Raw genomic sequence first — 24809 nt, forward strand, 5'->3', positions numbered from 1 at the left:
ATGTCACCTAGTATTTTATTAACCTTCCTGGTCGTGTACTTCGGAATTCTCTTGGCGGTATCTTATTTTACCTCCAAGGGTTCTGCCGATAACTCTACCTTTTTCGTTGCCAACCGCAATGCCAAATGGTATATGGTTGCCTTCGGGATGATCGGTACGGCCCTATCAGGAGTAACCTTTATCTCCGTTCCTGGAGATGTAGGAAATACCCCTGGTGGAATGACCGATCCCAATAACTTCAGTTATTTCCAGTTCGTACTCGGAAATGCCATCGGCTTTGTCATCATTGCCTATGTCCTGTTGCCCTTGTATTATCGGATGAACCTGACGTCCATCTATACCTATTTGGAGGAACGTTTAGGGCATAAATCCTATAAATCTGGAGCGATGATCTTCTTGATCTCCAGGACCATAGGATCCGCATTCCGTTTATACTTGGTAGCTATCGTATTACAGCGCTATATCTTTGATGCCTGGAATGTACCTTTCTTCTTAACCGTTTCGGTGTGTTTGGTGCTGATCTGGCTTTATACCAATAAAGGTGGTCTTAAGACCATCATTATCACAGATACCTTACAAACCACATTCCTTCTTTTGGCGGTTATCCTTTCTATTTATTTCATGGCCGATGGTCTTGGATTGACCGTTTTCGAAGCTTTTGAAAAAGTGAAGGAAAGTTCTTATTCCAAGATCTTTATCTGGGAAAACCTATTGGGAGATACCCGTAACTTCTGGAAACATATCATTGGCGGTATCTTCGTCACCATTGCGATGACGGGTCTCGATCAGGATTTGATGCAGAAGAACCTGAGTATGAAAACCATTGGCGAAGCGCAGAAAAACATGATGGTATTCACCAGTATTTTCGTGGTTATCAACCTGTTCTTCCTAGCCGTAGGTGCTTTGTTGTATTTCTATGCAGAAGCGAACGGAATCACCTTGGCCGAACTGGGTAAATCCGATTATTTATACCCTGAAATTGCATTGCGTCATTTAACCTTATTACCAGGGATCATCTTTATGATGGGTTTAACAGCAGCAACGTTTGCTACAACAGACTCCGCTCTAACTGCATTGACCACATCCTACTGTGTAGACTTCCTGAACTTCAACAAAAAGGAAAATCCGAATGATCCAAAATTGGTGAAACAACGTAATATGGTGCACCTGGCATTCTCCGTGGTTATGCTTTTGGTGATCTTGTTGTTCCATTGGATCAACGATGAATCGGTGGTCTCTGCCATCTTCAAGATCGCAGGATATACCTATGGTCCTTTATTGGGCTTATTCTCCTTCGGAATCCTGACCAAACGTCGTGTAAATGACAATTTGGTCCCTCTGATCTGTGTCTTATCACCTATTCTGATGTTCTTGTTGACAACCTATGTGTTGCCGCATACGAACTATAAGATCGGGTTTGAACTGATCGTATATAACGGACTGGTAACTTACCTTCTTTTATTGCTTACCTCCCCAGGTAAGGTAGAAGGCAAGATTGCAGGAAGTCGTTAGCCTTATTTGCTGATTTGTGTGTGCAAAAAAATAAATGTAAGTTTGATTATAAAGTTTTTTTGCACACATGTATCAACAGATTCAAGAATCCATACTAGCTATACGCCGCAAAATAGGCGAATTTAATCCCGAATTTGGTATCATCTTAGGCACTGGTCTAGGTAAATTAGTCAACGAGATCGACGTGGAGCATCAGATGATGTATTCCAATATCCCGAACTTCCCGATTTCAACGGTTGAATTCCATACCGGTAAATTGATCTTCGGAAAGCTCAATGGGAAAAATGTAGTGGCCATGCAAGGGCGTCTACATTACTATGAGGGATACAGTATGCAGGAGATCACTTTTCCTATTCGCGTGATGAAAGCATTGGGCATACAGAAACTGTTTGTTTCCAATGCCTCCGGATCCCTAAATCCGGAGATCAAAAAGGGCGATATAGGCATCATTGAAGATCATATCAATCTCTTGCCCGATAATCCATTACGGGGAAGGAACAATGAAGAGTTTGGTCCGCGTTTTCCGGATATGAGCCAGCCCTATAATTTCGATATGTTGAAGCAAGGTCTTGAAATTGCCAATAAATTGCAGATCAAAGCCCATAAGGTGGTTTATGTCTCTGCGCCAGGTCCCAACTTGGAAACCCGTGCTGAGTATCGATATATGCGCATCATAGGCGGCGATATCGTTGGCATGAGTACCGTTCCGGAGGTTATCGTGGCCAATCATATGGGAATTCCGGTATTTGCTATTTCCGTGATTACCGATGAGGGATTCCACGAAAACCTACAACCTGTTTCTTTGGATGAAATCGTTGCAGTAGCGGCAGAAGCAGAACCAAAAATGACAAGTATATTAAAAGAATTAATCGCATTGCAATAATTCTGCTTTTTTGAACTATTTTTGCTGAATTAAATTTTTGTATCGGTCCTTACATGAGTATACTTAAGCGGTTATTGTTTGTATTAGTGTTGTTTAGCCTTTCGCCTAAGCTTTATGCCCAGGTCGAGGATGAATTTAGTTCTGCCTTGGATTCCGCTAGGAACAAAGAAGACAATAAAAAGGACTCTGTGGTTTTTACGGCAAAATATGTAAGGTATACCAACCTGGCCACCTTGAAACGCCTGACCAGGACCTATGCGCTTGATACCTCCCACGTTAATTTCCAGTATTACAATAAACAGAATCTTCCTTGGAACCCAACCATAAACTTAGGTTCTTATGGTCTGGCATCCAGAGATCTACTCTTCAACCCCAATAAGTCGATTGGTTTTCAATCGGGTTACCATGCCCTGGAGCGTTATCTAGTAACTTCAGATTCTGTCCAATATTTTAGGGCAAGGGCAAGATTCTCCGAATTATATGCAGTAGGATTCTTTTTCGATGATCAGGTTTTCAAAGCTCGGTTAGCGCAGAATATCAATCCGCATCTGAATATTGGGGCAGAATACCATGCAACCAATACGGATGGCTATTATAACAACCAGGCCTATAGCGATCGGAAGGGAGCCGTTTTTGCCTGGTACGAATCGCCAAGTAAGCGGTATAACCTGGTTTCCAACTTAACTTTTAACACCTTGGATGCGACTGAAAATGGTTCCATCCTGAATGATACCGTATTTAGGGATACGTCTGATAATACCTCGCCTTCTCGTTATCCTGTGAAACTGAATGGAACCCAGGCGAATAGACCATTCAATAAATGGAAGGATATGGCCCTATTCCTAAGGCAGTCCTATTATCTGGGCAGGATCGATACGGTGAATGGTAATGGTCCGGATGGGGAGATCCATCCAACCAATGTGGTGGCCCATAATTCCAGTATCCGTCAGCAGAAATTTATCTTCTTTAAGAATCAGGCGGATTTGTATAATGCCTTTCCTTCCGATTCATTGGTGCGGGTGGATGATACGACCAAGATAACCAGTATTACCAACGATTTTACCTATTCTTTCTTCCTTCGAGGGAGGAATCTGAAGAACGAGGCGAAGGTGGAGCTGGGATTCCAAAATGACCTGATCTGGTATTCGGATTCGCTCATGAATAATTTCTATCAGAATTCCATGGTGAAAGGGTCGATAGGGTATAAGTTCAGTGATAAGGTGGATCTTAATTTTGCGGCTAACCAGATCGTGTTGGGCCGTAATTTTGGGGATTTCCTATATGAAGCTTATGCCGATGTGCATCTGAGTGATGTAATCGGAAAATTGAGGATAGGCGCTTATTCGCAGAATAAATCGCCGGAAATGATTTTTCAGAATGCCAATCTTTCTTATCATAATTGGCGGGAAGAGGATCTTAACCTGGATAAGATAAAAACACAGAACCTTTCCTTTTCCTATTCGAACTCAAAGATTGGATTTAGTGGAAAGGCGGAGTACTTTCTGATCAATAATTACACGTATTTCCGGGAGTTGGAGAACCCTAGCAATGATATTCTTTTCGCTAGGCAGATCAAGCCTACCCAAGCTGGAAACTTAAACCTATTGAAACTGACCGTAGGGCAGAACTTTAAGTTCCGGAAGTTCCACTTGGATAATATGGTGGTTTATCAGAAATCGGATGCCATGGATGTGTTGGCAACGCCGGAGTTGTATACTTTCCATAGTCTATACTATGCGAATATCCTGTATAATGTGATGGATTTTCGGATCGGTATGGATGTGAAGTTTAATACGCCATTTAAGACCCCTTCCTATGCGATCAATGCAGGACAGTTTTATAATGATAATGTAGGGATCGAATTTTCGACCTATCCGATCGTTGATTTTTGGTTGACAGCGAATATTGATAGGGTTAATTTGTTCTTGAGTTATAATTTCGCGAATCAGCATATCTATCCGAATGGGTATTATACGGTAAGAAGATACCCGATGAACCCTGCATTCTTGAGGTTTGGTGTTTCCTGGAAGTTTTATGACTAGTTTTTTGGAGTATTTAGTAGTGAGTATTTAGTAGTTAGACCTATGGCGGCCATGTTTGAGCGCCTATCTCTTCGCGACTATCTTTGCACGCCTATCTTTGCACGCCTATCTTTGCGCGCCTATCGTCATTGCGAGGAACGAAGCAATCTTTAGACATGTCATGCTGAGCGAAGTCGAAGCATCTACATGTGGTACCCGTACAGATCCTTCGACTACGCTCAGGATGACTCCTCCTCCCGTTTTGCGTAATAAATAATCTCAATGTCATATCACACAAAATCCTTCAAATTATTTATAATCATTCTAAATAAACCATATCTTTACCTCAGCAATACGCACATAGTTTCAACTTACATAAGTCCTGTTTACCCGTGCTATTGATAGGGGCACGGGTAATGCAGGCACAACAATCCCCTTTAAACACCCATCCCCGTAAAAAAAAATCCAAAATTTATCTCTTTGTATTTGAATATATTGCTAAAAAAATATCAAAATAAGATTCAAAATATTTTGTAAATCAGATTTTAGCCCTATATTTGCACACCGCAAGACGGAAAAAAGGAGGCTTAGCTCAGCTGGTTCAGAGCATCTGCCTTACAAGCAGAGGGTCACTGGTTCGAATCCAGTAGCCTCCACCAAAAACAGAATCCTTAACTGTTTCAAAATAAAAAAGGAAAAACAAGGAGGCTTAGCTCAGCTGGTTCAGAGCATCTGCCTTACAAGCAGAGGGTCACTGGTTCGAATCCAGTAGCCTCCACAGACGAAAGCTCATCGAAAGATGAGCTTTTTTTTATTGGACATGTTTTTTTACGTCATTGCGAGGAGGCACGACGAAGCAATCTTTCGATTAGTGTGAAGATTGCTTCGTCGTACCTCCTCGCAATGACGCGACTCACGCAATGACGCGACTCTCGCAACTAATCCTAACTTTTATTATCCATTTACTCTGGACTCATTCTATGCTGACTATTCAAAATATGTTTTTATTAGGGGTAGAATCGTGCTTTAAGTATGCTTAAAGGCAGGTTAAAGTATGGAAAAAGTATACCGAACATACATTTTACATACTTTAGGTATACTTTCAGTATGCTATTACTCCGAACCTATCTAAAAAAACAAGCTGCATCTAAAAAAACAAGCTGCATCTATAAAAACAGGCTGCATATAAACGACTATAATTCTTTTAACCTTAAATTCCGGAATCCTACGGAATCAGTATGGTTCTGAAAGGCGATTTTTCCCTTTCTAAACGTCCCAAAGCTTGGGTAATTCTTCATGTTCGTAGTAGCGACCTTCGCTTTAAATTCCTCTGTAGTCACATTTTCTTGAAAGGTGATCTTATCGTTCAGCCAGAAAGTAACCTCACCATCCTTTTGTCTGATCTTGCCCTTATTCCATTCTCCATAAGAGTTTGGCTTGGAGTTACTGCCGATACATTCCACGGCATATAAACATCCTGCCCAATGCGTAGAATCCACTTGATGCCTAGGTTCCGCATTCGCATTATCCAGCAATTGCATTTCCAATCCCGTCGCAAAGGTAGCCGCAAAGCTTGAATCTTCCTTTACATTGATGAATACGCCTGAATTTCCTCCTTTTCCAACCTTCCACTCAAAATCCAATTCAAAATTTTCATATTCCTTATCCGTGATCAGATCACCAAAAACACCTGTACCTTTAGGATCACAGATGATCTCTCCATTGACCACCTTCCATTTGGATGGTTCATTGCCCTGATTAAACACATGAAACCCACTCAAATCCTTCCCATTGAAGAAACTGTTTTCCGATTGGGCATTTTGACCAGATTGGCATCCCGTTAAAACGGCCAAAACAAGTATTCCTAGTGATTGTAAAAGCTTCATAAACTTAGATTTTTTAAACCATTACAGGCTTAGTGTTTAATATCCCTAAAGGCTAACTGTTTAATATCCCTAAAGGCTTACTGTTTAATAACCCTAAAGACTTAATATTTAACGATCTCATCCAGTTGTTCGTTGATGAACTTTAAGGTCAGGGGATCATGGAAATTCAATTGCTCATCCAATTCGGATTGTATATGAGGGATATGGATCTTCAGGGGCAATACATGCATACGCAGGTAATTACAAACCCCTGTAAAATGATCAACGCCACGGATGTTTCCATATTTCCCGGAAGAAACCCCTACCAATACCGCTTTCTTATGGTAAAAACTACTTGGAAAAGCGCAGGCATCAATGAATAATTTCAGCACGCCTGGGTAGCTTCCATTGTACTCAGGGATGATAAATACAAATTTATCCGCATCAAAAACCTGCTGCTGTATAGCTGCAAATTCCTCCGAACGTTTTCCGAAAAGATCCGTTTCCATGAGGTTGCTCGGTAGCTCTTCCATCGACAGGATTTGGAACTCTTCGCCGCGTTCTGCGAGTTCTTTTTGGTAAAATTTTGCCACCTTAAGGGAGTTGGCATGTTTTCTATTCGTTCCGGATATAATTAAATTCATTGTTTATATGTTACTTATAAAAAGCATGTTAGATAGATATCCTTACCTAAATCTATTTTTTGTATCTTAGCATCCTGAGCGTTATGTGCAGGATACTGTCCAAAAGTAGCAAATTTAACATCATTTAATTATCATATATCGATGCAGTATGTTATTTTGCAAGGGACGTCCGTATCGACGCTTCAAAATTAGTTTTCATAATCGAGGAATTACACAATGGGAAAAGTTATTGCCATAGCCAATCAAAAAGGGGGAGTAGGTAAAACGACAACTTCTATCAATCTTGCAGCAAGTTTAGCCGTTCTAGAATACAAGACGTTGCTAGTGGATGCAGATCCTCAGGCAAACTCTACTTCGGGGATTGGTTTTGATCCGCGTGGCATCAAAGCAAGCATCTACGAATGCTTGATCAATGACTTAGATCCAAAAGAAGCCGTTCAACATACCGACACACCAAATCTGGACCTTCTTCCGGCGCATATCGACCTGGTCGGTGCGGAGATCGAAATGATCAACCTGGAAGAGCGGGAGTATAAGATGAAACGCGTTTTGGATAGCCTGAAAGATGAATACGATTTTATCATCATCGATTGTTCACCATCTTTAGGTTTGATCACCATCAATGCCCTAACCGCTTCTGATTCGGTGATTATCCCTGTTCAATGTGAATATTTCGCCTTGGAAGGATTGGGTAAACTATTGAATACGATCAAGATCGTTCAGAACAGATTGAATACGGCGTTGGAGATCGAAGGAATTCTATTGACCATGTACGATGTGCGCCTGCGCCTATCCAATCAAGTGGTTGAAGAGGTAAGGACCCATTTCCATGATCTGGTTTTCGATACGATCATACAGCGTAACACCCGATTGAGTGAAGCACCAAGCTTTGGTATTTCGGTGATCATGCACGATGCTTCCTGCAAAGGAGCAATCAACTACCTGAACCTTGCTCGGGAAATATTAGAGAAAAACGGATTATTAAAAGAAAATACGCAAACAGTAACAGCATAATATGGCAGCATTACAGCGGAAAACAGGATTGGGAAAAGGATTAGGCGCTTTATTGCAGCAAGATGATATCGGAATTGCAAAGAATACGCCTGCTGAAGTTCCTGTAGCGAAACCGTCTACCAGTCCGGCTGGTAGTATCAATTTTATCAAAGTAGACCAAATTTCCATCAACCCTTTTCAGCCACGTACTGATTTTGATGAGCAAGCGCTGAGGGAATTGTCGGAATCCATAGAAGTTCAAGGCCTTATTCAGCCAATTACCGTACGCCAAGTAGCGAAAAACGAATACCAATTGATCAGTGGAGAGCGTAGATTACGCGCTTCCAAGCTTGCCGGTATCACGGAGATCCCTGCTTACGTACGTACTGCCAATGACCAACAGATGTTGGAGATGGCCTTGATCGAAAATATACAACGTGAAAACCTGAATGCCATTGAGATTGCATTGAGTTTTCAGCGTATGATCGAAGAATGCAGCCTTAAACAGGAAGAATTGGGCGACCGTGTTTCCAAAAACAGGTCAACAGTAACCAACTACCTGCGTCTATTGAAATTACCTCCGGTGATTCAGGCAGCCATCCGCGACGGCGATCTGACGATGGGTCATGCCCGCGCATTGATCAATGTTGGCGAAGTGGACAAACAGCTGTATATCTTCAAAGAGATTGTAGAGAAAGGTCTTTCTGTACGTACCGCCGAACAATTGGTTCGTGAGGTGCAGCAAGCCAAGGATAAAAAACAGAAGGGTAAGAAAGAAAAAGCATTGACATTCCAATACCAAAAAATTGAGGATGATCTGGCTTCCAAATTCGCTACCCGTGTTAAACTGAATGTGAAATCTACCAAAGGAAAAGGAGCCATTGAAATTCCTTTTGATTCCGAAGATGATTTAAGCCGTATTTTAGAATTACTTGATTGGTAATGCAAAGGATTATCTTGCTATTGGGATTGTTGTTGGCTATAAACTTGGTTTATGGACAGAATAGAGACAGCATTCCGCCAACCAAAAAGGTCGCTTTACAGGATACAACGAAAAAGATCGATCCGCAGGACACGCTAAAATCGGTTGCCCAACAGGATACGACCAAAAAGGAAACCAGAGCAGAGCGGAAGGCACGAGAAAAGGCGGAAAAGGAACGTGCGAAATATTATTACAAGGATATTTTAAAGGATTCTGCACGTTTGGAGATCGAACGCCTGACCCGTGTTGCCTGGAAGAGATCCATGATCCTACCCGGTTGGGGACAATATACCAACCAAGGGTTATGGTGGATCAAGGTTCCGGTGATCTATGGGGGTTTTGTAGCTTCCTATTTCGTGTTTGATTACTGGCAATGGTATTATAAGCTATTTCTGGATGAATTGCAGTATAGGGCAGCCGAAGGTCAACCATCGAACGGGGTTTTGGGTATCGATAGCAACTGGGATGTAGCGGGTTTGGTCAAATTCAAGGACTATGGCCGCCGAAACCGAGACCTTACGGTATTGGTTACCCTGGGCTGGTACGGTTTGAATATCGTGGAAGCCTATGTGGATTCCATCCTTAAGAACCGTTGGAACGTGAGTGACGACCTTTCCTTTAAAATGTCACCAACCTTTATGCCGACCAATTCCTATGCCCTGGGCATGAATGGTTTTTCTGGAAAGAGCATGTTCGCTCCGGGTATCAAGATGACTTTTACGTTAAAATAAAATATTAACCAATTTAAATATGAAAATCGTTTTATTGGGTTATGGAAAAATGGGGCAACTGATCGAACGCTTCGCGCTCAAAAGAGGCCATGAAGTCGTGTTGATCGTTGATGAGCAAAACCGGGATTCCATCGAGCTGGAAGATATTGAGGATGCTGATGTGGCTATTGATTTCAGTACCCCGCATGCGGCACTGGATAACATCAGTTTATGCTTTGAAGCCAACCTTCCTATTGTCGTGGGAACAACGGGTTGGTATGAAAATTTAGAAGAAGTGAAACAAATTACACTTTCTAGCGACCAATCCCTATTATATGGTTCTAATTTTAGTATTGGGGTGAATGTTTTCTTCCATATCAATAAGATGTTGGCGAAAGCGATCAATCCCTACAAACAATATGATGTTCAGGTAGAAGAGATCCACCACATCCATAAATTGGATGCACCGAGCGGAACTGCTATCACCATTGCTGAGGGGATCCTTGGCGAAGTGGACCAGAAGAAATCCTGGGTAAACTCGGTGGAAGGTTCTGGCGAGGAAGTGATCGCCAAACCTGATGAATTGCTGATCGAAAGCTTACGCATCGAAGAGGTTCCAGGAACACATACCGTGTTGTATAGTTCGGAAGTGGATCAGATCGAGTTTAAACATACGGCGCATAGCCGTGAAGGATTTGCCCTGGGTGCAGTGATTGCTGCCGAGTGGCTACAAGGGAAAAAAGGGTTTTTCCAGGTTACAGAAATGTTTGATTTTAACAGTTAATATATGTGGTATATATTCTTAGCCATTTTTGTTATTGGGTCTTTATACGGCCTATATCTGCTATATAGAAAAGCAGGAAAACAGGGATGGGAAGCTATTGTTCCTTTTTATGGGCAATACGTCATGGCGCAACTGGTCGGTAGACCTACCTGGTGGATCATCTGGTTGTTTGTGCCGATCGTGAATGTGTTCATCTTTTACGATCTTTTCCTGAATTTTATTAAGGCTTTCGGTAAGCGAAGGTTCTGGGAAAATGCTGCGGCCGTTTTGGTGCCGTTCATTGTGCTTCCGATGTGGGGCAGGGATCCGAACACCAAATATCTAGGTCAATCGACCACGGAAGAGTTCAAGAAAAAATACCCTTATGAGAAATCTACGGGTAGGGAATGGGCAGATGCGATCATATTTGCTACGGTTGCTGCTACGTTGATCCGTGGTTTCTTGATCGAAGCGTATATGATCCCTTCGGGATCTATGGAAAGAAGCCTATTGGTAGGTGATTTCTTGTTCGTGAGTAAATTGAATTATGGCCCACGTGTGCCGATGACGCCGATTGCTTTTCCTTTCGCACATCATACCATGCCGATAACGGGTGGTAAGGCGTATTCGGAAATCATTAAGGTTCCTTACAAACGTCTTCCTGGTTTTCAGGAAATCAAGCGTAATGATGTGGTAGTTTTCAACTATCCGGAAGAAACGCATAGACCAATCGATAAAAGAGAGAATTACATCAAACGTTGTGTGGGCTTACCTGGAGATGCCATCTCCATGGAAGATGCGACCTTGTTTGTGAATGGGGAGAAGGCTTATACTTCGCCTGAGTTTCAGACCAATTATATTATTCAGACGGATCCTAATGGGTTGGACTTGAATAGATTGGTGGAATTGCGATTGGAGTTGGATATGAATTATACCAATCCTGATCAAGGTTTGTATGTGATCCATATGACGAAAGAAGAGGCAGAGCAGGTGAGAACCTGGCCACAGGTGAAACGTTTTGAGGAGTTGATCTATCCGAAGGGAACGACGGATGCGTTGAGTGATGCTTTCCCGCATTATCAGAATGGTCCGGTTTGGAACTATGATAATTTTGGCCCGATCACGGTACCTAAGAAGGGGGCTTCTGTGAAGTTGGATAGTCTTTCAGCGCCGATTTATGAGAGGGTGATTACGGTGTATGAGGGGAATCAATTGGAGAAACGTGCAGATGGGTTTTATATTAATGGACAGAAATCGGATAGTTATACCTTTAAGATGGATTATTACTGGATGATGGGGGATAACCGCCATAATTCAGCTGATTCTAGGGGATGGGGATTTGTGCCGGAGGATCATATTGTTGGAAAGGCGTTGTTTACTTGGATGAGCTGGGATAAGGATGGTTCTTTCTTGAGTAAGATTAGGTGGAATCGGATTTTTAAAGGGATAGAATAGGGGGGGATATGGGCCTTGCGGCCTTGTGGGGGGGCGAGGGCCATGCGACCATGCGAGCCTACGTCATTGCGAGGAACGAAGCAATCTTCCCGCATATCATGCTGAGCGTAGTCGAAGCATCTGTTCGTTAGTAACCGTACAGATCCTTCGACTACGCTCATGACAAAAAGACGGCGCTCAAGATGACAAAGACTACGGCCAGGATGACAAAGTACAAAGATTGCTTCGTCGTACCTCCTCGCAATGACGCATGGCCCTCGCAATGACGTAATGTTCGCAATGATGCGAACGACCCTTCCAGCGAATTACCCCTTTAGCGCAGCCAAATACCTCTTTATCGTTTCTTCCAAGCCTAAATAAATCGCATCCGCGATCAAAGCATGTCCAATACTTACCTCCAACAACTCCGGAATATGCTGATTAAAATACTCCAAATTATTCAAATCCAAATCATGCCCAGCATTTAATCCCAAACCTACTTCCCTTGCCTTCACAGCTGCCTTAAAATACGGCTCAATAGCCTTTTCCTTATCAAATCCAAACTCCGCTGCATAAGCTTCTGTATAAAGCTCAATGCGGTCAGTTCCTGTCTCCGCCGCAGCTTCCACCATTTCCTCCACCGGATCAACAAAAATAGAAACCCTAATCCCTTGGTCCTTGAACATCTTCACCATCTCAATAAGATAATCCTTATTCGCAATAGTATCCCAACCATGGTTCGACGTCAACTGATTCAGCGCATCCGGCACCAAAGTCACCTGCGTAGGCTTATTCGCCAACACCAGATCCACAAATTTTTGCTCCTGACAATTCCCCTCGATATTGAACTCGGTCTTGATATTCGCTTTCAAATCATACACATCCTGATAGCGGATATGTCTTTCATCCGGGCGAGGATGTACAGTAATCCCTTCAGCACCAAAACGTTCACAGGCCAATGCTGCGGATAGTACATTTGGAACATTCCCACCACGAGAATTACGAAGGGTTGCAATCTTGTTGATATTGACGGATAGTTTAGTCATGATTTATCTGTTTTTACAAATTTAATGTTTTAGCATTCCTTTTACTAAGTAATAACGCTAAATCAATGGATAAATTTTTTTAAATTGCATAACATATGGATGGACTAGATTTCAACCTCTTAAGTGGCTTCAGGCTCAAGGATTTTATTGATATCATACTCGTAGCAATCATTATCTACTATATCTATAGTTTGATCAAGGGTACGATTGCGGTAAATATCCTGATAGGTGTTGGTCTGTTCTACGGGATCTACCTGGTCGTTAAGCAGATGGAAATGCGTTTGCTGACCGAAATATTCGGTGGTTTTATTTCCGTGGGTTCCATCGCCTTGATTGTCGTCTTCCAGCAGGAAATACGGCGATTCCTGCTCCATATCGGTAAGAACATTTCCCTCCGACGGAAAAAGTTCTTCTGGAATATTTTCGGTACGAAAAAGAGCAGCCATGCAGATAACTCCGAATATATCCGTCCGATCGTAGAAGCGTGCCAGAATATGTCGCGCGCAAAGACCGGTGCACTATTGGTCTTTTCCAGGTACTTCGACGAAGAATATTACCAGACCAGTGGAACCGTGATCGACGCTCCGATTTCCAAAAGACTCTTGGAATCCATTTTCTTCAAAAATTCCCCATTACACGATGGTGCGGTTATTATCGTCGATTTCCGTATCATGACCGCGAGTTCGGTGCTTCCTTTATCAGACTCTGAAGACCTTCCGCCACAATTTGGATTGAGACACCGTGCAGCCATTGGGGTAACCGAGGTTTCGGAAGCCGTTGCTGTCATCGTATCGGAAGAAACTGGGGAGATTTCCTTTGCCAAAGATGGAAACATCAACATGAACCTTACTGCCGACGAGTTGGAGAAGATTCTTATGGAAGAATTATAATTCGCTGAATAATATTTTCATTATTTAATATTTTACTGAATAATTGTTTTTGTTTGTCAATTTTTCGATAACTTTATTCTAATTGTAAATTTAAATTATTTGAGATGCATTTTGATGAAAATAAACCTGTTGATTTTGTTCTGAATGACCTGTTCGAACATTATCGCAAGAATGTCGCTGATGTCGATAAAATAACCAAAGCTCTTTTGGACCGTCAGGTTGTACAATCCCAAGATGATATAGTAAACGACCATATTGCTTTTAGAACATTGGGTGTTCCGCATCTGGGAATCCAGTCCTTTGAAAAAATATTCCTGGCTTTTGGGTATACAAAGAAGGATTATTTCCATTTTGAGGGTAAGAAATTGAACGCCTATTGGTATGCGCCAGCGATTGAAGGCTATCCGAGAATCTTTGTTTCGGAACTTAGGGTGAATGAATTGAGTCAGGCTGCTCAGGATATCATCTATAAATACACCGCGCAGATTACCTCAGATCCGGTAGATGATCTGGACCTGAACAATGGTCCGGAGGTTGCTGCCTTTTTACAACAGCCACTTTGGGGGCTCCCAACTTCGGAAGAATATGAAACCTTATTGGCGGAAAGTGAATACGCCGCTTGGGTAATCTACAATAGGTATTACCTGAATCACTATACGATCAGTATCCATGAATTAAAGGATGGATACAATACCTTGGAAGAATTTAATGCTTTTCTGGAAAGTATCGGTGTGAAATTGAATACTTCCGGAGGGAAGATCAAGACTAGTGAAGATGGGTTGCTTCGTCAGAGCAGCACGGTTTCTGCGTTATACGATGCAAAATTTGCGGACGATAAAACCATTCAGATCGCGGGTAGCTATGTGGAATTTGCGGAGCGAAGTGTGCTCCCTCAATCCAAGGATTTACCGAAGGAAGAAATTGAATCCAAGCACCGCAGGGATGGTTTTGAAACCAATAATGCGGATAAGATTTTCGAGAGTACCTATACCACACAAATAAAAGGATAAGACCATGATGGAAGAGCAGCTGTCTTTGCTTGCTCAGCAGTTGGAGGGTGAGCTATTTTGGGATGAGAAGATGCGGGTGCTCTATGCCACCGACGCATCAGCTTATCGTGAAATGCCTTTGGCTGTTGCTTATCCGAAAAACAAAACGGATATCAAACAGTTGATCCGATTTGCCGAGAATCATAAAACTTCTTTGATTCCAAGAACGGCAGGGACTTCCTTGGCCGGACAGGTAGTGGGATCGGGTATTGTGGTGGATGTATCCCGTTATTTCACGGAGATCTTGGAGCTGAATACGGAAGAATCCTGGGTGAGGGTGCAGCCTGGCGTGATCCGGGATGAACTGAACCTTTTCTTAAAACCGCATAAATTATATTTTGGACCTGAGACCTCCACCGCCAACCGGGCGATGATAGGTGGTATGGTCGGCAATAACTCCTGCGGATCCAATTCCTTAATCTACGGAAGTGCAAGGGAGCATACGCTGGAGATCGAAGCCCTACTGAGTGATGGCTCGGAAGTGTGCTTTAAGAGCTTATCTTTTGATGAGTTTATCGAGAAGAGTAATCTTCCGACCTTAGAAGGAGCCTTATATGCGCAAATGAGGAGCATGTTGGGGAATTATGATAACCAGGAACAGATACGTTCCAACTTCCCTAAAGCTTCTATCCTGAGACGGAATACGGGTTATGCGGTCGATCTATTATTGGATTCCGATCCATTTGTGGCAGATGCCGAACCTTTTAATTTCTGTAAACTGATCTGTGGTTCGGAAGGAACCTTAGCCTTTATCACATCTATTAAAGTACATGTTGATCCATTGCCCGAGAATCCATCTGGGCTATTGTGTGTACACTTCCATTCCTTACAGGATGCCTTAAGGGGGAATCTTATTGCCCTGAAACATCGGCCCTTGGTGAGTGAATTGATGGATGCCTACATCCTGGAATGTACGAAGGGTAATCTGGAGCAGTTCCAGAACCGCTTTTTTGTGGAGGGCGATCCGGCGGCCATATTGATCGTGGAGTATGATGGAAAGGATGAGGCGGAGATTTTGCAAAAGGTGCTGGCAGTGGAAGCAGAAATGCGATTGAATGGATTGGGATATCATTTCCCATTGATCTTAGGAGCTGATAAAAAACGGGTATGGAACCTAAGAAAAGCGGGATTGGGTTTGCTGAGCAATGTGCCGGGCGATGAAAAGCCGGTGGCTGTGATCGAGGATACGGCCGTTGATGTGGAGGATCTTCCGGCTTATATCGAGGAGTTCAATAAGATATTGGAGAAATATGGCTTGTATGCGGTGCATTATGCGCATGCAGCTACCGGAGAACTGCATTTAAGACCCATCATCAACCTCAAAACGGAGGATGGCAATTCCTTGTTCAGAACGATAGCTTTAGAAATTGCGCATCTGGTGAAGAAATACCAAGGTTCGTTGAGTGGGGAACATGGTGATGGAAGGTTGCGTGGGGAGTTTATCCCTTTGATGATCGGAGATCATAATTACCAATTGTTGAAGGAGATCAAAAAGGCTTGGGATCCGCATGGGATCTTTAATCCGGGGAAGATTGTGGATACCCCATCCATGAACACTTTTCTGCGGCATGAACCCGGACAGCAGGATAGGAAAATAAAAACGGTGTTCCGTTATGGACCACAAACGATACAACAGCATGCCGAACAATGTAACGGTTCGGGAGATTGCAGGAAAACGCATCTATCCGGTGGAACCATGTGTCCATCGTATATGGCGACCAAGGAGGAAAAGGATACCACCAGGGCAAGGGCGAATATGCTTCGCGAAATGTTGACCCATTCGACCAAGGCAAACCCCTTTGATCATCCGGAACTGAAGGAGGTAATGGATCTTTGTTTGAGCTGTAAGGCCTGCAAATCGGAATGTCCGAGCAGTGTGGATATGGCGAAATTGAAGGCTGAATTCCTGCAGGCTTATTATGATACGAATGGGGTGCCATTAAGGGCGAGGATGGTTGGGCATGTGGATACCTTGACCAAGTTTATGCAGCCCATAGCGGGGCTGTACAATGCGGTTGCCGGAAATGTCCTTACCGGAAATCTGGTGAAGAAGATGGTGGGCTTTTCTTCGAAACGGCATATCCCTAAAATTGCTTCCAGGACATTGCGGACTTGGTATGTGAAGAAGGATAAGGTATATACGGCGGGTTCGAGTCCCATCAAATCGGTTTATTTCTTTTTTGATGAGTTTACGAATTATAACGATGTGGAGATTGGGAAGAAGGCCATTCTGCTATTGGAAAGGCTGGGCTATCAGGTGTTGATGGTCCCGCATGCTTTTTCCGGTAGGGCATTGTTGTCGAAAGGCTTATTGCGGGAGGCGAGGAAATTGGCGAATAGAAATGTGGAGGTTTTTCGGGGGAGATTGTCGGTAGAAGTGAAACTGGTTGCTGTGGAGCCATCGACGATTCTGACTTTTCGGGATGAGTATGTGGATTTGGTGGATGAGGAACTGATGGAAGATGCGGTAAGGATTGCGCCATTGGCATTGACGATAGAAGAGTTTTTGTTGGAGGAGTTTTTGGCGGGGAATATTAGGCAGGAACAGTTTACGGAAGAAAGCTCGGAGATTTTGTTGCATGGACATTGTCAGCAGAAGGCTTGGGGATTGTTGCCTATTGTGCAAAGGGTGTTGGGTATTCCGAAGAATTTTAAGGTGAAGAATATACCTTCAGGATGTTGTGGGATGGCTGGTTCTTTTGGCTATGAAAAGGAACATTATGAGGTGTCGATGAAGATCGGGGAGTTGGTGTTGTTTCCAGCAGTTCGGGAGAAGAAAGGAGGGGTGGTTGTTGCTGCGCCAGGAGCGAGCTGTAGGCATCAGATCATGGATGGAACTAAGGAATTGGCGCTGCATCCGGTGGAGATATTGTTTAAGGCGCTGAGGTGAATGTGTAATATTATTGTCATCCTGAGCGAAGTCGAAGGATCTGTTCGTTTGTAACCGTACAGATCCTTCGACTTCGCTCAGGATGACATGGCCAAATTCTGATGACATGGTCCTATTCTTATGACAAGGCCCAATATTTCTGATGGCAGAGCCATCTCAAATCACCGCTCTATTTCTTCTGCGCAGCTTGCAAAGCCTGCGTATTCAACTTAATATACTCCGAGTTCTTATCTCTTTTCGCCATTTCCAAGCCTTCCTGTGCAGCTTTAACCGCACCAGCTTTATCACCTGCTTTCGCAAGAATCAACGATTTCCAATACTTAATATGAGGAGCTTTGGTATTCCCTTTATCCGCTTCTACCATCCATTCAGCAGCTTTCTTCACATCTACATTATGCGTAAAATAATACTGCGCAGCTTGGAAATAAGGTTTCTTTTCGCCTTTCATCGCCGAATCAATGCTCGCCAAGATCTCCGCTTTCTGATCAACCTCAATCAAGAACGAAACCTTTGTATTTTCCCATGCCAATGAAGTTTTCATGTGCTGATCATTCACATCATCAAAACTGATCGTAAAGGATTCTACCTTATCTTTTAATTTGATAGGTTTTACTTTCACACGTAACACATCATCTGCCTTATCATAGGTATATGCGCCCCATTGTTTGGCATTGCTGTTAAAGATAATGGTCCATTCCTTTTCCGTAGGGATAGTGAACATGGCATAGGTTCCTGCAGCTAAAGTCTGGCCCTCAATCTTCACTTCATCCTGAAAGGTAATATTGGTGGCATTGTTTGCTCCAGTACGCCAGATCTGATTATAAGGCACTAGATCACCAAATACTTTCCGGCCTTTGATATTAGGTCTTTGGTAGATGATACTTACCTGGCTAATTCCAAGATCCTGGATAATAAATTGCGTGCTACTTGCTGGAGGGAGTTTTATCTGTGCATCAGCATGTTGAGCATGGAACAATAGACCCGTTGCAAGCAATAGGGTGAATGCTAATTTTTTCATAATCATAAATGTTCTATTCTTCGAAGATACTAATACCTAATAAAAAAACAAACGGAGATAGGTTAATATCTACGTTTGCTTTATGTCATTTTAATTAATAATAATGCTCGATTAATATTATTTCTCGATTAATATTAGTGCTTGCGAACTTTGTGTCCAGCAATGGCATAGTATAAAATAAACAGGTAACAAGGCAATGCGATCCAATACGCTTGGTGCGAATTGGTGAAATGTGCCAATTGTCCGTAAAGCAATGGGATTACCGCTCCACCGGCGATACCCATAACCAAGATACCGGAAGCGGCACTTGTAAATTTACCCACACCTTTCAACGCCAAAGGCCAAATTGCCGGCCATACCAAGGAGTTGGCCAAACCTAATAAAGCGACCATCGTAAGGGATACAATACCGTCCGTCATGACGATACCTACCGTAAGGATAATACCCAAGATCGCACAAAGCTTTAATGCAGTCTCTTGAGAAAGATATTTAGGAATGGCCACAATACCGATCAAATAACCAACCACCATCGCACCCATGGTAAATGAGGTGAAGAATTTTGCGGTATCCAATGGAATACCCAAATAGGTTCCGTAGGCAATAATGGTATCACCAGCCAATACTTCCACGCCTACGTAAGCGAACAAAGCGATAAATCCTAACAATACGTGTGGGAAATCGAAGATACTCTGTTTTCCTTCGGTAATGTTATGATGGGCAGCATCTTCTTCCTCATCACCCGCTACTTCCGGTAAATTTGCTCTGGAAATCCAGAATGCCAATACCAAAAGAACAACAACGATACCGATATACGGGTTAACCACTTGTAGGGCGATTTTGTCCAAAGCTGCAGCCGATTCTTCAGGGCTCATGGTCGCTAAGGAATTTTTAACCTTATCGGCCTCGCTCAAGTTTAGGAACAAACCTAAAATGATTGGAGCTAAAGCGCCTGCAAATTTATTACAGATACCCATGATACTGATACGGCGCGCCGCAGTTTCCACAGGACCAATAATGGTAATATAAGGATTGGAGGCTGTCTGAAGGATAGCCAGACCACCACCCATGATGAATAATCCGGTTAAAAATAACAGATAGGTACGGGAATATGCTGCTGGAATGAATAATAAAGCACCTACAGCCATAATTCCTAATGAAATAGCCATACCATTCTTAAATCCAAATTTGTTCAGTACCCAAGTAGAAACTGGAGCCATGACCAAATAAGCGATATAAAAAGCGAAGGTTACAAAGTAAGATTGAACTTCGGTAAGCTCACAGGCGATCCTTAAGTAGGGTATTAATAAGGAGTTTAGCCAGGTGGCAAATCCGAAAATAAAGAACAAGGAACCGATGATGATCATGGGTCCAAGGGTAGATTGATTTTGTTGGTTACTCATAAATTCGATTTATGGATTTAATAATTTTAGCTAACCACAAGGCTAATAAAATAAATTGGAAAAATAAAATGAAATTTAATAAGCAAACGATTGCGTTCTGATAAAATATGAAGAGACATCGAATGGGCGATGTCTCTTCAAAACCTAAACCGTATCATAAAACCAAAATGGTATTATTATCGGATGAACAAACAGACTGGCGGTTTGTTTTTAGATCGAAGGTTTTTTTATGACCGCAATGGTCAGCCTGGAAATGCAGACCAATGCACCTCTTTCATTATTGATTTTGATGTCCCACACATGGGTTGTTTTGCCGATATGCAATGGTTTGCAGATGGCAGTAACTTTACCTTTGGTGACTGGTCGGATGTGGTTGGCATTGATCTCCAAACCCACACCTGCATATACATTGCCATCAACGACCATATTGGAAGCAATGCTGCCTACCGATTCTGCTAATACGCAGGATGCTCCACCATGCAATAGACCGTAAGGTTGTTTTACTTTCTCGTTGACCGGCATCTCGGCGATGATTTCATCATCGGAAATGGAGGTTGCCTTAATGTCCAAGAAGCCTGTCATGTTGATGGCGAACAGTTCATTCACCTCTTCCAAGCTGTATTCTCTATGCCAAATCATTGTTGATGTTCTGATCTTTAAGATAACGTGATTTTAAGATTAACACGTGGTGGTTCAAGTGGCCAGCGATAATGTACAGAAATGCGCGTACAGAAATCAATCGGTCTGAAGCCATCCCTTTTCTTGCCAATTCCGTTTCATCAAAGGAATTGAAAAGGTAGAGGTTTGCTTTGCGGAGGTGATAGAATTCCTGCGCAAGATCTTCCATTTTTCGTTCGTTATGGCGACCATTGGCAACAAACTCGTCTTGTTCAAAAGAAGCTAATGCGGTCATGTCATTCCGGCCAAACCTTAATGCACGATAGGTCATGATGCGTTCGGCATCGATGATGTGGTTCAATACTTCTTTGATGGACCATTTGTCTTCCGCATATTTATAGCTGCCCAGATCCTCGGGGATACTGGCTATAAATTCGGGAAAGGTGGTCAGTTGGTCGTTCAGATCATCATATACATCGCCTGTAACAGTTTCGATATAATCGTTGAAGATCGCTGGATACTCATCAGATTTGAGTGGGCTCATATCGTAGATTGCTTTTTAATACTATTCTAAAGGTGGTGCCTTTTCCTATTTCGGAGTCCTTCACAAAGATCTGACCTCGGTGGTAATACACCATCCGTTTCGTTAGACTTAAGCCCAAACCCCAACCGCGCTGCCTTGTGGTGAATCCGGGTAGGAAAATGGTTTCCCAGTTAGAGCGGGGAATGCCTTTCCCCGTATCGCTAATGTCTATAAAAATTTCCTCTTTTGCAATGTTTTCAGAAATGTTAACAGTAATCTTGCCCTCACCTTCGATGGCATTTACTGCATTTTTAAGTAGATTTTCAATGATCCAATCGAAGACCTGTACATTGAGTTTGGCCTCGACATGTTGGTCTCCCGTGAGCTCAAATGTGATCCTTTTACTGGTGCGGATCTTAAAGTAATTGACGTAATCTTCCACAATTCCATAAACCACATGGTTGGAAAGGGAAGGCGTAGAGCCTATTTTTGAAAATCGGTCTGCCACGATCTCTAGCCGTTGCACATCCCGTTCCATTTCATTCAATAGCGTGTCGTCCTTCGGCTCATAGGTGACCCGAGCTAACTCGAGCCATCCCATCAGGGAAGAAATGGGGGTTCCCAATTGATGGGCCGCCTCTTTGGCCATTCCCACCCAGACCAAATTCTGTTCGGAATCTCTGATGGAATTGAATACGGTATAGGCAATGGCTAAAAAGAAAGCAATTAACGATAACTGGATATAAGGGAATATGCGGAGTTGTTTTAAGGCTTTGGAATCATGGTAATAAACGAACCATTTTTCGTTCGTATCCAGCGATAGTTCAATGGCTGGATGCGCTTTTTTCATCTGGTTCAGCTGTTTTTCAAAATAAACCGGGTCGTATTCCAAAGTGGAGGTAGAATCTTCAATGGCCGTTTTGGTACTGTCTAAATCTCGCCAAAGGATGATCTTGTCGTTCTGGTCGGTAATGATAGCGGGCAAGCTCAAACTGTCCCGAACTGCAAAGATGAAACTGATGAATTCATCATCCACATCGGGCATACTGACCACACTTTTGGTACTCATTGCCCAAACCTGCGCTTTGGTACGTTCGGATAGGGACAAACTCTTGACCAAATAATTACTGTACAGCAAGGAAGCTGCAGCGATCAATGCTGCAAAAATAAACAGCAAAAATTTCCACTGTTGTTTATTGTAACGATAAGGATGTTGCTTCATAGCCTAAAAAGTGATTCCAAAATAATCATTTTCCAATAGCTTCGAGAAAGAAATTTAGAAATGCTTAATTTTGCGTTTATGAGTTCACAAAAACAAGTAAGGGTGCGTTTTGCCCCAAGCCCAACCGGCGGATTACATTTAGGTGGTGTGCGCACTGCCTTGTTCAACTATTTATTTGCTAAGCATCATGGTGGAGAATTTATCCTTAGGATAGAGGATACCGATCAGACCCGTTTTGTTCCAGGTGCAGAGGAATATATTATGGAATGTTTGGCTTGGTGTGGATTGAATCCAGATGAAAGCCCCGTTAAGGAAGGGAAATTTGGGCCTTACCGTCAGAGTGAACGAAAGCCTTCTTATCGCCAATATGCAGAGCAATTGGTGGCAGCAGGTAAAGCATACTATGCTTTTGATACGCCAGAGGAGTTGGATCAGCAACGTCAATTGCAACCTAATTTCCGCTATTCTCACGAGAACCGGTTGGATTTGAGGAATTCCCTTAGTCTTTCTGATGGGGAAACGGCGAAGTTGTTGGCTGATGGTGCTCCACATACTATCCGTATCAAAATGCCGGAAGATGAACATGTATCTTTCGAGGATATGATCCGCGGGCGTGTAACTTTTGAGACCAAATTGGTGGATGATAAAGTATTGTTGAAAGCGGATGGCATGCCAACCTATCATTTGGCTGTCGTTGTTGATGACCATGCTATGGAAATATCCCATGTTTTCCGTGGGGAAGAATGGTTGCCTTCAGCACCTGTACATATTTTGCTTTGGGAATATCTAGGTTGGAAGGATGAGATGCCTGAATGGGCACACTTACCACTAATTCTGAAACCAGATGGTAATGGTAAATTAAGTAAACGTGATGGTGATCGGTTGGGATTCCCGGTTTATGCCATGAATTGGACAGATCCAAAGACAGGGGATCTAACTGTTGGATTCCGTGAGCGTGGGTTCCTTCCTGAAGCATTTGTGAACATGTTGGCTTTATTGGGATGGAACGACGGGACGGATCAGGAATTGTTCCACATGGAGGAATTGATTGAGAAATTCAGTGTGGATCGTATCAGTAAGGCTGGTGCCAAATTTGATTTTGAAAAGGCCAAATGGTACAACCAGGAATGGATCAAACAGACTTCAAATGCTGATTTATTGCCTCAGGTAAATGCTGTTCTTAAGGAGCATGGGGTGGAATCGGATGATAATTTTACAAATAGTATTCTTGATTTGGTAAAAGAAAGGTTAATTTACATCGAAGATTTCTGGGAACAGGCTTCCTTCTTTTACCTAAAACCTGCCCAATACGATGTTGATGCAGTAAAACCGAAATGGAATGCAGATAAAACTGCTTTCTTCCAAGATGTGGCGAAGACTTTTGCTGAACAGGATACTTGGACCGCTGAGTCCTTGGAACCTTTGTTCAAAGATAAGATAGCGGCGTCGGGAATGAAGATGGGCGAATTGATGATGCCATTCCGGATTATGTTAGTAGGAGGGAAATTTGGTCCTGATGTTTTCAAGATCACCGAACTATTGGGTAAAGAAGCGGTTTTGGATAGGATCCAAGCAGCTTTGCCTCAATTTGAAGGATAAATCCGAATCAAAATAAACTTATATATGAAAACTTTTAAACAACTCCTTTGGAGCTGTGTAGCTGCTACTGCTCTTTTTATTTCAGCTTGTGCTACATCGGGAAATGTAGTTCAAAATGGGAATAGGGCCAACTATCCTGAAGAAAAGCTAGGTTGGCATTTGGGCTCGCAAGCTTATACCTTTCGTTTATTTACGTTTGAAGAGGCGTTGAATAAGATTGATAGTGCAGGATTGCGTTATGTGGAAGCCTTTCCTGGACAGAAAATCGGTGCTGGAAGTACGGAGGCAATGACTTATGAGCTTTCTCAGGAGGGAAGAGCATTGGTGAAGAAAATGTTGAAGGATAAAGGGATTACTGTTTGGGCTTACGGAGTTGTGGGTGCTAAAGATGAAGCCGAATGGGAGAAAGTTTTCCAGTTTGCAAAGGATTTAGGGATAAAAGTGGGATCATACCGAAAGTTTGGGGGGTAAAGATTTTTAAGCATATAATTTCATCACTCTGTACAGGAAGAATGTTGTGTCCCTTACGCCACGAAAGACACTCCTAAAAGCTTTGAGTTTTGCATTGAAAGATTCTGCCGAGGCATTGGTGCTTCTGTTATCGAAGTAGTGTAGTATATATTGGTGATGTGCTGCAATGGATCTTGCCACGCTCTCAAAGGAAGCAATGCCCGCATTCTCAACCTGATTGTGCCACAGACCTAGCTTTGTAAAAGCTATCTTTTTGTCCCTGCATTTGTTGAATAT

22 protein-coding genes and 2 tRNA genes are annotated in these 24809 nt (G+C 42.7%); 15 read left to right on the plus strand and 9 right to left on the minus strand.

All coding sequences use genetic code 11. The annotated features are described in order from the left end of the window. The 5 genes from VJ786_RS11550 (at position 1) to VJ786_RS11570 (ending at position 5194) form a co-directional block, all read left to right on the plus strand. Positions 1-1512 carry a sodium:solute symporter gene (locus VJ786_RS11550; RefSeq protein WP_099366736.1) on the plus strand — a complete coding sequence of 504 codons (1512 nt, stop codon included), beginning with the start codon at positions 1-3 and terminating at the stop codon, positions 1510-1512. 67 nt (positions 1513-1579) lie between these two features. After that, on the plus strand, positions 1580-2395 hold the full coding sequence (locus VJ786_RS11555) for a purine-nucleoside phosphorylase (RefSeq protein ID WP_336557763.1): 816 nt from the start codon (positions 1580-1582) through the stop codon (positions 2393-2395). A 53-nt stretch (positions 2396-2448) separates the two neighbouring features. Next, on the plus strand, positions 2449-4437 hold the full coding sequence (locus tag VJ786_RS11560; protein WP_336557764.1) for a putative porin: 1989 nt from the start codon (positions 2449-2451) through the stop codon (positions 4435-4437). 560 nt (positions 4438-4997) lie between these two features. Next, positions 4998-5075: transfer RNA gene (locus VJ786_RS11565), tRNA-Val, on the plus strand. A 44-nt stretch (positions 5076-5119) separates the two neighbouring features. Next, positions 5120-5194: transfer RNA gene (locus VJ786_RS11570), tRNA-Val, on the plus strand. Positions 5195-5609: 415 nt separating this feature from the next. Here the strand turns inward: VJ786_RS11570 and VJ786_RS11575 are convergent. Continuing rightward, entirely contained in the window at positions 5610-6302 is a 693-nt protein-coding gene (locus tag VJ786_RS11575) for a 3-keto-disaccharide hydrolase (protein ID WP_336557765.1), read from the minus strand. 101 nt (positions 6303-6403) lie between these two features. Then, a complete protein-coding gene (locus VJ786_RS11580; protein ID WP_336557766.1) occupies positions 6404-6925 on the minus strand; it encodes an NADPH-dependent FMN reductase in 522 nt (173 codons plus the stop codon). 216 nt (positions 6926-7141) lie between these two features. Here VJ786_RS11580 and VJ786_RS11585 point away from each other — a divergent pair, with 216 nt between their 5' ends. The 5 genes from VJ786_RS11585 to lepB are packed head-to-tail and all read left to right on the plus strand — an operon-like array spanning position 7142 to position 11828. After that, positions 7142-7939 carry a ParA family protein gene (locus tag VJ786_RS11585; protein ID WP_099366731.1) on the plus strand — a complete coding sequence of 266 codons (798 nt, stop codon included), beginning with the start codon at positions 7142-7144 and terminating at the stop codon, positions 7937-7939. 1 nt (position 7940) lies between these two features. Further along, positions 7941-8861 (plus strand): ParB/RepB/Spo0J family partition protein, encoded by a 921-nt coding sequence (locus VJ786_RS11590; protein WP_099366730.1) that lies wholly within the window; start codon positions 7941-7943, stop codon positions 8859-8861. Further along, complete coding sequence (locus VJ786_RS11595) at positions 8861-9631, plus strand: DUF5683 domain-containing protein (protein WP_336557767.1); 771 nt, start codon at positions 8861-8863, stop codon at positions 9629-9631. Before VJ786_RS11590 ends, VJ786_RS11595 begins: the two co-directional genes overlap by 1 nt. Before the next feature lie 19 nt (positions 9632-9650). Next, positions 9651-10394 (plus strand): 4-hydroxy-tetrahydrodipicolinate reductase, encoded by a 744-nt coding sequence (gene dapB / locus VJ786_RS11600; RefSeq protein ID WP_336557768.1) that lies wholly within the window; start codon positions 9651-9653, stop codon positions 10392-10394. 3 nt (positions 10395-10397) lie between these two features. Next, positions 10398-11828, plus strand: a complete 1431-nt coding sequence (lepB, locus tag VJ786_RS11605; RefSeq protein ID WP_336557769.1) for a signal peptidase I — start codon at positions 10398-10400, stop codon at positions 11826-11828. A 305-nt stretch (positions 11829-12133) separates the two neighbouring features. On the opposite strand, the gene VJ786_RS11610 is transcribed toward lepB, so the two are convergent. Continuing rightward, complete coding sequence (locus VJ786_RS11610; RefSeq protein ID WP_336557770.1) at positions 12134-12853, minus strand: pyridoxine 5'-phosphate synthase; 720 nt, start codon at positions 12851-12853, stop codon at positions 12134-12136. Between the two features lie 95 nt (positions 12854-12948). On the opposite strand from VJ786_RS11610, the gene cdaA reads away from it, so the two are divergent. The 3 genes from cdaA to VJ786_RS11625 all read left to right on the plus strand — a co-directional run bounded on the left by cdaA (position 12949) and on the right by VJ786_RS11625 (position 17682). After that, positions 12949-13743 (plus strand): diadenylate cyclase CdaA, encoded by a 795-nt coding sequence (cdaA, locus tag VJ786_RS11615; RefSeq protein ID WP_099367805.1) that lies wholly within the window; start codon positions 12949-12951, stop codon positions 13741-13743. Between the two features lie 104 nt (positions 13744-13847). Then, positions 13848-14753 (plus strand): DUF1338 domain-containing protein, encoded by a 906-nt coding sequence (locus VJ786_RS11620; RefSeq protein ID WP_336557771.1) that lies wholly within the window; start codon positions 13848-13850, stop codon positions 14751-14753. Between the two features lie 7 nt (positions 14754-14760). Further along, positions 14761-17682 (plus strand): FAD-binding and (Fe-S)-binding domain-containing protein, encoded by a 2922-nt coding sequence (locus tag VJ786_RS11625; RefSeq protein ID WP_336557779.1) that lies wholly within the window; start codon positions 14761-14763, stop codon positions 17680-17682. 169 nt (positions 17683-17851) lie between these two features. Here VJ786_RS11625 and VJ786_RS11630 read toward each other — a convergent pair whose 3' ends face one another. From VJ786_RS11630 to VJ786_RS11650, 5 genes are all read right to left on the minus strand, one after another. Continuing rightward, a complete protein-coding gene (locus VJ786_RS11630) occupies positions 17852-18700 on the minus strand; it encodes a DUF2911 domain-containing protein (protein WP_336557772.1) in 849 nt (282 codons plus the stop codon). Positions 18701-18834: 134 nt separating this feature from the next. Continuing rightward, entirely contained in the window at positions 18835-20100 is a 1266-nt protein-coding gene (locus tag VJ786_RS11635) for a sugar MFS transporter (RefSeq protein ID WP_336557773.1), read from the minus strand. A gap of 210 nt (positions 20101-20310) precedes the next feature. Next, entirely contained in the window at positions 20311-20739 is a 429-nt protein-coding gene (locus tag VJ786_RS11640) for a hotdog fold thioesterase (RefSeq protein WP_336557774.1), read from the minus strand. Next, positions 20726-21262 (minus strand): DinB family protein, encoded by a 537-nt coding sequence (locus tag VJ786_RS11645; protein ID WP_099367799.1) that lies wholly within the window; start codon positions 21260-21262, stop codon positions 20726-20728. The genes VJ786_RS11640 and VJ786_RS11645 overlap by 14 nt, the downstream gene beginning before the upstream one ends. Further along, positions 21243-22463 carry a sensor histidine kinase gene (locus tag VJ786_RS11650; protein WP_336557775.1) on the minus strand — a complete coding sequence of 407 codons (1221 nt, stop codon included), beginning with the start codon at positions 22461-22463 and terminating at the stop codon, positions 21243-21245. Before VJ786_RS11650 ends, VJ786_RS11645 begins: the two co-directional genes overlap by 20 nt. Positions 22464-22541: 78 nt before the next feature. On the opposite strand from VJ786_RS11650, the gene gltX reads away from it, so the two are divergent. Both gltX and VJ786_RS11660 read left to right on the plus strand, forming a co-directional pair. Continuing rightward, positions 22542-24062: a glutamate--tRNA ligase gene (gene gltX, locus VJ786_RS11655; RefSeq protein ID WP_336557776.1), complete on the plus strand. Its 1521-nt coding sequence runs from the start codon at positions 22542-22544 to the stop codon at positions 24060-24062. A gap of 24 nt (positions 24063-24086) precedes the next feature. Then, positions 24087-24533 (plus strand): hypothetical protein, encoded by a 447-nt coding sequence (locus tag VJ786_RS11660; protein ID WP_336557777.1) that lies wholly within the window; start codon positions 24087-24089, stop codon positions 24531-24533. Positions 24534-24539: 6 nt separating this feature from the next. On the opposite strand, the gene VJ786_RS11665 is transcribed toward VJ786_RS11660, so the two are convergent. After that, positions 24540-24809 (minus strand): transposase (locus tag VJ786_RS11665; RefSeq protein ID WP_336557778.1); only part of this gene is annotated, 270 nt, incomplete at its 5' end.

This window comes from Sphingobacterium tenebrionis, from assembly GCF_037126265.1.
Classification (GTDB): domain Bacteria; phylum Bacteroidota; class Bacteroidia; order Sphingobacteriales; family Sphingobacteriaceae; genus Sphingobacterium; species Sphingobacterium tenebrionis.